The following is a 12869-nucleotide window of genomic DNA, read 5'->3' on the forward strand; positions in this document are numbered from 1 at the left end:
GGATCAATGCCGATCGATGCGCTGAGCTCAGTCTTCTTGAAGCCCGTTTTAAATTGGATGTCGGATGAGAGTGGCGACCCAATGGGTTCGAAACCGCGACGGGGAATAATTCCGGTTATGATCACCAAAACCATCCCTTCTTTTCACTTTGCCAGCTGGAATCCCCTGATGAACTTCCTACCTTTCATCGTGAGCGTATTGATTGCCGGAGTCACGATTTGCAGTCCAGTTTCGGCCGAGCTCACGACCTATACCCAGAACTTTGAACGGATGACGACAGCCGATTCCGATGATGACACCGGAAATCCAAACGACATCGCTGCCGATGGTTGGACCGGATTCGCTGCCAATTGGCTAGGCGAACCCGCTGATCGAACTCAAAATGACAAGGCGCCGCTGTTCAGTTACGGAACCTTTCCCGCCCCCAACGGGGGACCAGGATTTTCGGGTATAGCAGACAACGCATCCCAAGATGGACAAGGTACTGGGCCACAGGGCGCCCGACACCTCAACATCTACAATGACTACAACGAAGTAAAAGCCCACGGGAGTAATAAATTTTGGCTCGATGCAATTGTGTTTCGAGATAACCCTGTCGCAGTCGGAGATAGCGGGAAGACGTGGGATTTCAAGTTTGATTACAAGGCTAACGCCGCGAAAGGCGGAACGCTCTCACCGGGCGGGAAGTCGAAGACGTTTGCGTTCGTGAAGGTATTAAAATCAAGCGACAATTCTTATGGAACCATGGCCGCTTTTGAATTTGAAACAACCTCCGCAAGCAAATCAGATTGGGCAAGTCACACGATCAGGATCCCCATTCGCAAGGAATTTGAGGGAGAGCTTTTGCAGTTTGGATTTCGTTCGGAAGCCCAAAACGGGGAGCCATCAGGTGTGTTGTATGACAACATCAGCTTTCGCAAGGCAGTGGAAGAACCCACGCCCGGCAAAAAGTAAAATCAACCAAGTCGCCCTGACGTTCTGAATCGCGGCAACCTGCGCGAGAGCTGAATCAGATGGCGTTGCCTGCAATTCGGTTTTCGCCCAACCGGGCAAACCGCGCGGTGACAAGAGTTGGGTCGAGCCCATTGCGAGTTGTCTCAATTTTGAATCGACAATCCAGCCACGTGGCCCTAAACGCGTTCCTTACCCAAGACCGATCACAAAAAGGACCGCTCTCTTTGACTGGACCAAGAAAAATGATCCTGATAAAAACGTTGCTAGCCGTGACTGGCCTGTTTGTTTCGGGGCTCGCGACCGCAGGTGAGCGTCCTAATGTTCTGCTGATCGTGGCCGACGATTTGAATTGTGCGATTGGTCCTTACGGCGACCAGGCCGCGATCACTCCGAACTTGGACCGGCTTGCTGAACGAGGCTTGGTTTTCAAAAACGCTTATTGTCAGCAGGCGGTTTGCAATCCGTCGCGATCGTCGTTTCTGACGGGTTTACGGCCAGACACGGTTGGGGTCGACGACCTGCGAAAGGGATTTCGTGACACGGCGGCTGGCGGCGAGACTCTGATCACGCTGCCGCAGCATTTCAAAAACCATGGCTATTTCTGCCAAGACATCGGCAAGATTTTTCACAATATGAGCGAAACTCAGGACCGTCGGTCGTGGTCCATCGACGAGGTCCTGCATAAGGGGACGCATGCTGCCGACACGGTGTACACCAATACGCCGGCGGCACTGCGGAAGGTCAAGATTACTAAAGCACCCGTCACCGAATCACTCGACGTACCTGACACGGCTTATCGTGACGGTCAGATCGCCAACTTGGCTGCCGCGATGCTGCGCGACTACCCGGCCGATGGCCAGCCATTCTTTCTTGCGGTTGGATTCTGGCGTCCCCATCTGCCGTTTGTGGCACCCAAGAAGTATTGGGACCAGTTCGATCCCAAGCAGATTCCATTGCCCGAACCCGCGATCGCCCCCGTCGATGTCCCGGCCATTGCGATGCACGATTCGAGAGAGATTCGCGGTTACGGCGGGACTCCAAGCAACCGGGCTTTCACCACGGAAGAAATCCGACACTATCGTCACGGATACTACGCATCGATTTGTTTCATGGACGCCCAGATCGGCGAGATCTTGGACGCACTGGATGAAGGCGGTCATCAGAATGACACGATCGTCGTCTTCACGTCGGATCACGGATTTCACATCGGCGAACAATCGCTGTGGGGCAAAACTAGCAACTTTGAACTGGACGCCAGAGTACCACTGATTGTGGCTGATCCCGTCCATCCATCCGGACACGGCAAAGCAACCAATTCGCTCGCCGAACTGGTCGACCTTTACCCGACATTGGCATCACTGGCCGGAAGCGATGGTGATCTCAACAAGCAGCTCGAAGGCGAAAGTTTAGCTCCGGTGATTGCTACGCCCATGGCGTCAGTGAAGGACGCGGCATTCACCCAGCATCAACAACCTTTCTACGGCCCGGAAACAAACTGGAAAGCCTGGGGCTATTCGATACGCACATCCGCGTGGCGTTACACAGAATGGCGAGCCATCGATGACGGCAAGGTCATCGGGCGGGAATTGTACGACCACACCAACGATCCCCTTGAATCCAGGAACGTTGCCGCTTCCTACCCGGACGTGGTTGATACTCATTCGGCGAAGCTCGCAAAGCAGTTTCCTTTTTAAGCGAGCGGCGAGTCAATTGCAAATGACTAAGCGGGGCCATGGTGTCTTGGCCCTGCGCTGCCCAAAAAAGGTAACCCTTTCCTAACCGACCAATTCGTCAGACTGCTTGACGAACTCATCACCGTCCCAATGTTCATCGCGTAGCAGTCCGGCCTTTTCCCTTGCCGCCGCTTTGCGGGCCTTCGCCTTGGCTTGACGTTCGACAAGGTCGGTATGAGTGGTGATGTAAGGCAATGACTTGCCTTTGAAATCATCGATCGTTTCAAAGCCATGACGCTGCATGAACGCCAGTAACTGATCGGACATTTTTTGGACCAACTTGTATCCGTGCAACATCACGCCGGTGCAAACCTGAACTGTATCGGCACCCAAAAGAATGAACTCGGCCGCGTCCTCACCGGTTTCGATTCCACCGATGCCGGACAACGAACGGCCGGGAAATTCATCTCGAATCAGCGTGGCGATTTCCATGTTCATCCGCAGCGAAATCGGCTTGATCGCCTTGCACGAATATCCGCCGGGCGTGCTGTAACCTTCCACCGTTGGCATCGGACGCAGCGTATCCAAATCGACTCCGATGACGCTTCGAATCGTGTTGATCGCCGAGATCCCATCGATGCCCGCCGACAAACAGGCACGCGAGACATCTTCGATGCTGGTCACATTGGGCGTCATCTTTGCCCACACTGGCAACTTGGTTGCAGACCGCACCCACGTACAGACTTCGTGCAGGATGTCTGGATTGACGCCCATGGCCGAACCCATTTTGCGCTCGGGCAATCCATGCGGACAGGAAAAGTTGCACTCGAACATGTCGACGCCGGCTGCTTCGCAGCGCTCGATCATTTCGAACCAGCGATCTTTGTTGAACTCTTCCATGACCGAGGCAATCAAGACCCGGTCGGGATGTTGGTCCTTGATTTTTTTGAATTCGTCAAGCCACTGGTCAAACGGCATCGTCGAAATCAGTTCGATGTTTTCCCAGCCATAGGGTTGCCCGTCGCTTCCTTTGAGCCGCCCATAGCGGGGAGCGACGTTGATGATTTTAGAAGCATCGAGGCTAAGTGTTTTTGCGGACGCTCCCCCCCAACCATCGGCAAATGAGCGGCATATCACTCGCGCATTGGTCCCCGGCGGCCCCGACGCGATCACGAAGGGGTTGGGGAAGGTGACGCCATTGACGGTCGTTTCCAGGGTTGGCATGGGGTTCGATTCTCTGCAATTTGTTCATTTCGGCCGCAGTCGGTTGTACCAACTGCGGCCTCTAGTCTACACCGCCTGTGGCAAAGCCCCCCATGGGCCGACCAGCTCTACAGATCCGTAATCGCGTCGTACGTTTCAGGGCGACGGTCGCGGAAAAACTGCCAGGTATTGCGAACATCGCGGATCAGATCCAAATCCATGTCGGCGATCACAATGTCCGTTTCAGTGCGTTTTTCGCTCTGGGCGATGAACTGGCCGCGGGGGTCACAGAAATAGCTCTGACCGTAGAATTCGCCAATATTCCACGGTGCTTCAAGACCGGGCCGATTGATCGCTCCGACAAAATACTGATTGGCGACCGCGTGAGCCGGTTGTTCAAGTTTCCACAGATACTCGCTCAATCCCGCCACCGTTGCGCTGGGATTGAACACGATTTCCGCTCCACCCAATCCGAGACAGCGAGCGCCCTCGGGAAAGTGCCGGTCGTAGCACAGATAAACCCCGACCTTGCCGACCGCGGTATCAAACACCGGATAGCCGAGATTGCCGGGACGAAAATAGAACTTTTCCCAAAACCCGGGTTCGCAGTGCGGCAGATGCATTTTGCGAAACTTGCCGAGGTAGGAACCATCGGCATCAATGACGGCGGCAGTGTTGTAATAGACGCCCGTCATGTCTTCTTCGTAGACCGGAACGACCATTACCATTTTGTGCTTTTTGGCCTGCTGCATCATCAACTGGATCGTCGGCCCGTCGGGCACCCGTTCAACCATGCTGTACCATTTCATGTCCTGTTCGGCGCAAAAGTACGGGCCATAGAACAGTTCTTGCAAACAGCAGACCTGAGCCCCTTGCCCGGCGGCATCGGCGATCAACTCAATATGCTTGTCGATCATCGCTTGCTTGATCTTTGCCGGCTCGGACGTGGCCGGTTCGCAAAGTTTGGTTTGAATCAAAGCGCCTCGCACCATTCGCGACATCTAAACGTCCTCAGACTGACAAAACAAGGGTTTCGGGTTGGTTCACGCAGAATAGCGAAGCTTAACACGAAGCCATTCCGCCTGTAACTCGTGCCGAGGCGAGCTGGCTAAGGCATCGAGTTCAGCGTATCAAGTCAACGCGTTTTGGTCACCGCATGATCGGCCCGATCCGACACAACCCGTCCCAGGATTTGCGACCTACGGATCGGTCCAAAGTCGCGACTGTCGATCGAGATGGGCACGTTGTCGCCAAGGACAAAGTACTCATGTTCATCAAGTGTCAGCGGATAGATGCTGCGGTCGTCGCGGCGGCGGATTCGATAGAGAATCGGGCGATCGATTGACAAACTTGCCACCGCTGCCGAACCCGACACCAACCGGATCGCAACGGGCGACTCCGGTGCAACGACCGGTAACAAACCAGCATACGTTTTAGCATTGATGCTATCGGGCCTCGCTTCGAATGGTGAACCGGAAACCAGACGGACATCTACGTAGGTTTGACGGTGCGAAACGACTCGTAAAATCGCTTCCTTAGAAGCTTCGATGACCTCGCCGCGAACGATCAGTTGGCTGACTGGCTCGAGCGGCCGAGCAAGCCCTAAATTGACGCTATAATCATCCCATACCGGACTCGGACGACCGTGGTCGTGGACGCTTTGGTGATAATAGACGCACCAATCCGGATCGCTGGCGTCGAACTGCCAATGACGATCGGGGGTGCGGGCGCTGGGCAGCCAGTGTGACTTTTGGCGGTGGTCATCCAGATCGACGGGCAGCTCTGCCTCGCTGAGAATCGGTTGTTCGCCGACCAGGATCTTGAGTCCGTCCAGGCTGACTGTCTCGCCTGGAATGGCGACGATCCGTTTGATGTTACGACGACCGTCTCGGATGAATGCGACCAAGTCATGTCGCTGGTACGCAAGTGCCGGTTGGACTTCGACTTGATCTTGAGGATTTCGGCTGCTTGCTCGTACCGGATTTCCGCAGTGCCAGCACTTCCCATAATCTGCTTGAGACGTGTCCACGGGCCAGACGAGCCCGCAATCCGGACAGGATACTTGCCAGGTTTCGCCCAGCAGCGTGGGGGCCATCGACGCGCCCTCAATTGCAAAACGGCGTGATCCTGCCGACTTTGATCGTAAAATCGCAGCCGTGACTAGCAAAACCGCCACCAGGAGGACGACTAACACCAACTTGACGATTCGACGCGATTGGCCCTGATCTAACAACAAAAAAAGCTTCCCGCTATACTTCCCCATCGCTGTCGGCACCCGATGCCGGCTCGCCGATCCATTGTAGCGTTCGTTGACCTGTGACTCATTGACCTGTGACCCGTTGACCTATGACCGAATCGACCTCATCCGTTTCTGAACGCACTTCGCCAATCGCCACCCGAGGACGAATGGGCCGAGTTGCGGGGGTTCGCGTCGCTGCCACAGGATCGTACGTCCCTGACCAGATTGTCACGAACGAGGACTTGGCGGCGCTGGGATGCGACAGTGAATGGATTGTGCGGCGAACCGGAATTCACCAGCGCCGCCGTGCAGCCGACGACCAGGCAACCAGCGATCTGTGCTACGAAGCCGCGATCCGTTGCATGGACGAAGCCGACGTCAAAGCCGACGACATTGACTTGATCATCGTCGCCACAATCACGCCTGACCATCAGACACCATCAACCGCATGTCACCTGCAGCGTCGACTCGGTGCGACGGCGCCGGCGATGGATGTCAATGCAGCCTGCGCGGGATTCATGTACGCGATGATTACCGCAGCACAATTCATCGCGGCCGGAAACAACAAGTGCGTGCTTGTCGTCGGCGCGGATTTGATGAGCCGCACCGTTAACCCCGATGACAAAAAGACTTACCCACTATTTGGCGACGCTGCCGGCGCGGTGCTACTGATCGCCGATGAAAAAAACACCGAGGGCATTCTGTCCTATCAAGTTGGCAGCGAAGGTTGCGGCGGCGACATGCTATGCATTCCCGCCGGTGGAACACGCACACCGCTTACACCAAAAATCTATGACGATGGACTGCAATACTTGACGATGGACGGCCGCAACGTCTTCAAATGGGCGGTTCGAGTATTCGACGAAAGCGCCAAGAACGTTCTGGCCGACGCCGGTATCAAGTCCGAACAACTGTCGATGGTGATCCTGCATCAAGCCAACCAACGGATCATCGACTCGGCAGTTTCAGATCTAAACGTCTCGCCTGAAAAAGTCTTCGTCAACCTGGACCGATACGGCAACACGTCGGGCGCCAGCATTCCACTGGCGATCGACGAAGCCGTCCGCGGTGGAAAGATGAAACGCGGCGACCTGGTGCTGCTTTGTGGTTTCGGCGCCGGCCTGGCCTGGGGCACGGCGCTGATGCGTTGGTAGGCAATCGGCTGGTCGGTTTCGTTTCGAAGCTTGAAACGATACCGATAACCAAACGGGTGCCCTTTAAAACAAACGGTTCAGTCCGTTCAGCGCGGCCACTCGATACGCCTCGGCCATCGTTGGATAGTTGAACGTCGTTTCAACAAAGTACGTCACGGTATTCTGGCCGCCCGGCTGACTCATGATCGCTTGGCCGATGTGCACGATCTCGGACGCGTTGGCACCAAAGCAATGCACGCCGAGAATTTCCAGCGTGTCACGATGGAAAAGCAGCTTCAGCATGCCGGTCGTTTGCCCAGTGATCTGAGCACGCGCAAGGCTCTTGAACTGAGCTTGGCCGACTTCGTACGGAATGCAGGATTCCGTCAACTCGCGTTCCGTCTTGCCAACGCTACTGATTTCAGGACTGGTGTAGATTCCGGTGGGGATATCGTGCAGTCGCAGGTTACCATCGGCTTGACCCAAGATGTGCATGCCGGCGGCTCGCCCCTGGGTGTAGGCGGCGCTTGCCAGTGATGGAACACCGATCACGTCGCCAACCGCATAGATATGCGGAACGACGGACTGAAAATGCTCATCGACTTGGATCTGTCCGCGGTTGTTGGCGACGACTTCAAGATTTTCGAGTCCCAGATCGTCTGTATTTCCGCTGCGCCCGTTCGCCCACAGCAGCACGTCGGACTTCACTCGCTTGCCGCTTTTTAGTTCCAAGACGACTCCGTCGGGACCGCCTTCGATCGATTCCAACGTTTCATTGTGACGAATCACAACACCCTGATCTCGCAAATGATAAGAGATCGCATCAATGATTTCGTCATCGAGGAACTCCAACAATTTACCGCGAGTATTGATCAGATTGACCTTGATACCCAGGTTTCGAAACATCGATGCATACTCAACGCCGATCACTCCGGCGCCGTAGACGCACATCGATGTCGGCTTCTCTTTCATGCCGAGAACCGTGTCGCTTTCAAAGATCCGTGGATGTTTGAAATCGACGTTGGCTGGTCGAAACGGTCGTGATCCTGTTGCGATCACAAAGTGCTTTGCCCGAATGGGCTCGTCACCGTCGATCGAAACCGAGTGATCGTCGACGAAGCGAGCTTGCCCATGGTAAACTGGAACGTTATTGCGATCGTAAAACGATTGCCGCATCGTGACTTGTTGACCAATAATTGACTCGGTACCACGTCTCAACTGTTCCAGAGTCGGCGTCGTCGTGATGCCCATTTCACGCAGCGCCGGATTCTTCAGCGCCGTCATTGTCGATGTAATCGCGTATCTCAGTGCCTTACTGGGAATGGTGCCCCAGTGGGTGCACCCACCGCCGATTTGGCGATACCTTTCAGCCACACCGACTCGCATGCCGTTTTTGGCGCATTGCATCGCGGCCCCTTCACCCCCGGGGCCGGTGCCGATAACAAACAGGTCGTAGTCAAAGTTGGAATCGTTCATAATGTTTCGCTGACCTCTCGTGCCTTAAACTAAAAGTCTGTTTTTACGATGAAGATCGCCTGCGTCCAGACCGATGTCGTATTTGCTAATCTGCAAGCCAACCTCGAACGTGTCCTCAAATGGATCGAACTGGCAGGTCGTGCTCAGGCAGATCTAGTGGTTTTCCCCGAGTGCATGCTATGTGGATACAGCTACGAAAGCCGCGACGAAGCACTCGAACAAGCTGTATCGGTCGACGATCCCGTATTCTCGACGATCGCCGCAGCGGCCGCCGCTAACCAGTTGAACGTGACAATCGGATTCCTTGAAGTGCACGGCGACCGACTGTTCAACGCATCGGCACTGATCGGCTGCGGCGGGCCAGATCGTGCCGGTAACGAAGTCCCCGGCGGCGTGATCGGTGTCTATCGTAAAATTCACTTGCCACAGCTCGGCGTGGACCAATTCGTGGACCGCGGCGATATTCCCTATCGAGTGCTCGGCGCCGGTGACGTGAATATCGGCTTGGCAATCTGCTACGACTGCTCGTTTCCCGAACCCATGCGAATTCTTGGCATGGAAGGCGCCGACGTGATCGCGCTTGGCACCAACTGGCCCGTGGCAGCGATGCGAACGGCGGAAATTGTGCCTCCGGCGCGAAGCATGGAAAACCACCTTTTCTTTGTCGCAGCCAATCGAGTGGGCACCGAGCGTGGATTCGAGTTTTGTGGTCGCAGCTCGATCTGTGGGCCCGATGGCGTGGTCTTGGTCTCAAGCCACGACGATGAAGAAACCATGCTGCTGGCCGACATCGATCCCGCTCAAGCTCGCAACAAACGGATCGAACGCACCGCCGGCAAGCATGTCATTCACCGCATGAACGATCGCCGCCCCGAATTCTATGACAAGATTTCGCGGCCCAATTGAATTGCAATTTGGTCGCGAACGCGACCTGCATGCTGGACGAACTCGATCGATGCCAGATCATCAAGCGTGACCGAAGTGGGATAGCCGTCGCGAATGATCCGCTCGATCGCACGATCAAGCTTGTCCGTCCAGCGACTTCTCGGATTCACTGCTTCTAACTGGCCAGACGGAATGGGAACCCGAAGTCGCAAACATGCAGGCCCGCCGCCGCCCGACATGCTTTGTCCCAGATCGACGAAGACGACTTGCGAAAACAGCCCGTCCTGTTGCCAGCCGACCACCAACTTTCGCGCCGACGGATGACGTTCGACTTGGATCGGACAAATGATCGCGGGTGGAATGCGGTGATCGGGCAACGACACAATCTGGCTGTTGAACAGGTACGTCGCAATCGCGTCGCCGATAGAAAGCTCGGCCGCGGAAACTTCGATTCGAGTCAATGATTGACCAGTCCGACGGCGAAATCCGGCTTCAAGTTCCGCCATCGCCGCCTCGCTATCTGCGAACGCAAGTTCATGATGGATCATCAAGTCGTGATGGCTCATCGTGACAACATCGTTGTGAAAGGCACCTGCATCGATCGCATCAGGATGCTGTTTCAGGAAACAAACCGCCTCTGCCGCCAAACCATGACGCCGGGCGATCACCTCGAACGACGCAAGTGTTTGACGTGCATAGAACTTACGCGACGTCGGCGGTTGATCGCCGTAAACGAACACGTCAAACGAATTCTGAATTCCACCCCCCATCAACCTCATGTGGTTGGCAGCACCTTCATCTCGCATCGCCACACCAGCGACGAGCGGCGAATGCAAGCGGACCGTGTCACCAAAGACAGCCCGAAGATCTCGACTTGTCTCGTTCGGTTCGATCGCGCGGTGCAAACTTGAACTCAAGTTCGCCACTGTCATTGCGGTTTCAAAATTTCCCGACAACGAGTTCTTTGCGACCGTGACTGTCGCCGCATTTGCAGTCCACATCGCCGATGAACTCAACGCTGCCGAAAACAACTCTGCCGACTCGTGGCGCGCCCGTTTCAATCTTTCTGCTTTATCACCGGCGAACCCAACGCCGCGCAGAAAATTAAAATCGGGGCGTATCTGAGGCGGAAGGATCCACTGCGGCACACCAAGGGCGCCCACCAACCGCATCTTTTCCAGCCCTTGGATTGCCGCAGCCGCAGGATTGGATGTCTCTCCGGCGTGACTTTGCGATGCAACATTCCCGACACCGGCCCCACCAAAATGATGAGTCGGCCCGACGATGCGATCAACTTGGATCTCGATCCATTCATCGCGATTCACTTCAACTTGCTTCATTTGACGATGCTCCAAGGGTCATCACTCACCGGTTCACTTCGCTGTAACGAAGCGATCGGATCGCTGCAAAAATCAATCGCGTGATATCCGGCGGGACGATGATTTCCACTGGCCCCGATGCCGCCAAACGGCAGCACACCTGCGGCTCCGGTTGTCGGCCCGTTCCAGTTCACGACGCCAGCACGAACTTCGTTCACAAATTGCTCAAACATCATTTCGGTACCGCCAATCAGAGAAGCCGCCAAACCGTAGGGTGTTTCCGAAGCCAATTGGACCGCGGCATCAAAATCGCCGACGCGATCGATAACCAACATGGGGCCAAACCATTCCAGATCTGCAATCACTCGTTTGGCCTGATCCGTCAATCCACTCGCATCCAAGATGGCTGGATGAACCAGCGACGGGAAACGGTCATCCACCTGCCATGGGACCAAAGGGTTGCACCCGAGACTGACAAGACGCTGATAGGTCTGATGCAGTGTGGTTGCTGCTGCTTCAGAAATGACAGGCCCTACCTGCGCCGATGCATCGACTGGCAAACCGACTCTCAACTGTTTTACAGAATCGACTAGCGCCGTGATTTGTGATTCACAGGTTGGACTATCGACAAAAATTGCCCGTCGCGCACAGGTGCATCTCTGTCCCGCCGATACGAATGCCGAAAACGAGACCAAGTTCGCGGTTGTCAATGGATCCGCGTCCGCTGCCACCACGACGGGATTATTGCCCCCCATCTCTAAGGCCAGCATGACCTCGGGGCGACCGGCAAGTTGGCGGTGGATCGCCAGTCCCGCTTGGCGACTGCCCGTCAAGAAAACGCCATCAACATCGGGAGAGTCGATCGCAGTGATCGCTGTTTCGGTACCGCCGACGATCATCTGCAACGTATCGTCCGGCAGTCCAGTCGCGTTCCAAGCTCGCAACATCCAATCGCCAACCGCGGTCGCCTGCTCGCTGGGCTTCAACACGACTGCGTTGCCAGCGATCAAAAGCGGCACGATTTGACCGCCGGGCAAGTGCAGCGGAAAATTGAATGGGCCAAGCACCAGCGCGATGCCGATGGGGCGATAGCGAATGTGACGCTGGATGGAACCTGGTTGCGGCTGGATCACGTGATCGCTGCGTCGCTGCTGGAAAGCCGCAATCGACAGTTCAATTTTGGAAATTGACGCACTGACTTCTGCGTCGGCATCCCAAGGCAACTTCCCAACTTCCAAGGAAATCAGGTCGCGAATTTCGTCACGGTGATCAGTCAGATATTCGGCGTATCGCCTTACCCACGCGATTCTCTGATCGATCGAAACTCGGCGAAATCGAAAAGCAGCCTGCCGAGCACGCCCGAAAACCTCGGCAATTGTCGAGGAATCTGGCAATTCGGCTGTGAACAAGGGTTCGCCATTGATCGCGGCACAACTTGAAAAAATTGTGGACATTTTTTTACTCGCCGTTCCGACACAAGGTGAAAACCTGACCTAGATTCTTAGTAGATGGGTTGCTCGCACGAGCACCGAACTGCTGACACAAATTCGCTCTCGGAGTCTACCAAACATGAAACGTAATAAGAAAAGCGGTTTCTCGCTGCTCGAAGTCATTGCTGCTGTTGTCATTCTAGCGGTTGTTGCCGCTGCCACTGTCGCAACGGTTGCTCCGATGCGAGCCAAGAGCGAAGACAAGCTGCAAGACCAAGAAGTCGCCACCCTCAACGCAATGGCGCAAACCTACTTCCTAGAAAATGGTAGTTTCCCAGCCAGCGTTAGCACGCTTGGTTCGGCAGGTTATCTCCCATACACAACGGCCGCTGAACGCACTCGTGTGTCGCAGATGCGTAACAAGTACACCTACGTTCGCACGACCGGTGTTTTCACGAAGAAGTAATCTTCGTCGCTCAAATACTTTGACTCCGATGGTCCGCTCGAGGGCTTGCGACGGCCTGCCGCTCGCATTCCTCGACGGACCTTTGGCATTT

General features: G+C 55.4%; 11 protein-coding genes. 5 read left to right on the top strand and 6 right to left on the bottom strand.

All coding sequences use genetic code 11. From position 1 onward, the window contains the following. The first annotated feature begins 6 nt into the window (after positions 1-6). Positions 7-954 (top strand): hypothetical protein, encoded by a 948-nt coding sequence (locus tag Poly59_RS10010; RefSeq protein WP_146533916.1) that lies wholly within the window; start codon positions 7-9, stop codon positions 952-954. 242 nt (positions 955-1196) lie between these two features. Further along, complete coding sequence (locus Poly59_RS10015) at positions 1197-2648, top strand: sulfatase (protein WP_146533917.1); 1452 nt, start codon at positions 1197-1199, stop codon at positions 2646-2648. Between the two features lie 81 nt (positions 2649-2729). Here the strand turns inward: Poly59_RS10015 and preA are convergent, their stop codons facing one another. The 3 genes from preA to Poly59_RS10030 all read right to left on the bottom strand — a co-directional run bounded on the left by preA (position 2730) and on the right by Poly59_RS10030 (position 6024). After that, positions 2730-3851, bottom strand: coding sequence for an NAD-dependent dihydropyrimidine dehydrogenase subunit PreA (gene preA, locus Poly59_RS10020; protein ID WP_146533918.1), 1122 nt, complete (start codon positions 3849-3851; stop codon positions 2730-2732). Positions 3852-3958: 107 nt separating this feature from the next. Then, positions 3959-4807, bottom strand: a complete 849-nt coding sequence (locus Poly59_RS10025; RefSeq protein WP_222436074.1) for a nitrilase-related carbon-nitrogen hydrolase — start codon at positions 4805-4807, stop codon at positions 3959-3961. A gap of 158 nt (positions 4808-4965) precedes the next feature. Beyond that, positions 4966-6024 (bottom strand): S26 family signal peptidase, encoded by a 1059-nt coding sequence (locus Poly59_RS10030; RefSeq protein WP_222436075.1) that lies wholly within the window; start codon positions 6022-6024, stop codon positions 4966-4968. Positions 6025-6176: 152 nt separating this feature from the next. On the opposite strand from Poly59_RS10030, the gene Poly59_RS10035 reads away from it, so the two are divergent. Then, the gene (locus Poly59_RS10035; protein ID WP_246151528.1) at positions 6177-7223 is read left to right on the top strand and encodes a beta-ketoacyl-ACP synthase III; all 1047 of its coding nucleotides are present in this window, start codon (positions 6177-6179) and stop codon (positions 7221-7223) included. Between the two features lie 63 nt (positions 7224-7286). Here Poly59_RS10035 and sthA read toward each other — a convergent pair whose 3' ends face one another. Further along, positions 7287-8678, bottom strand: a complete 1392-nt coding sequence (gene sthA / locus Poly59_RS10040) for a Si-specific NAD(P)(+) transhydrogenase (RefSeq protein ID WP_146533920.1) — start codon at positions 8676-8678, stop codon at positions 7287-7289. A 48-nt stretch (positions 8679-8726) separates the two neighbouring features. On the opposite strand from sthA, the gene Poly59_RS10045 reads away from it, so the two are divergent. Next, positions 8727-9584 (top strand): carbon-nitrogen hydrolase family protein, encoded by an 858-nt coding sequence (locus tag Poly59_RS10045; RefSeq protein ID WP_146533921.1) that lies wholly within the window; start codon positions 8727-8729, stop codon positions 9582-9584. On the opposite strand, the gene Poly59_RS10050 is transcribed toward Poly59_RS10045, so the two are convergent. Then, complete coding sequence (locus tag Poly59_RS10050; protein ID WP_146533922.1) at positions 9557-10903, bottom strand: N-succinylarginine dihydrolase; 1347 nt, start codon at positions 10901-10903, stop codon at positions 9557-9559. The genes Poly59_RS10045 and Poly59_RS10050 overlap by 28 nt on opposite strands. Next, positions 10900-12336, bottom strand: coding sequence for an aldehyde dehydrogenase family protein (locus tag Poly59_RS10055; RefSeq protein WP_146533923.1), 1437 nt, complete (start codon positions 12334-12336; stop codon positions 10900-10902). Before Poly59_RS10055 ends, Poly59_RS10050 begins: the two co-directional genes overlap by 4 nt. 115 nt (positions 12337-12451) lie before the next feature. On the opposite strand from Poly59_RS10055, the gene Poly59_RS10060 reads away from it, so the two are divergent. After that, positions 12452-12778, top strand: coding sequence for a prepilin-type N-terminal cleavage/methylation domain-containing protein (locus tag Poly59_RS10060; protein ID WP_146533924.1), 327 nt, complete (start codon positions 12452-12454; stop codon positions 12776-12778). Positions 12779-12869 lie beyond the last annotated feature (91 nt).

Origin of the sequence: Rubripirellula reticaptiva (genome assembly GCF_007860175.1) — a bacterium.
Taxonomy (GTDB): domain Bacteria; phylum Planctomycetota; class Planctomycetia; order Pirellulales; family Pirellulaceae; genus Rubripirellula; species Rubripirellula reticaptiva.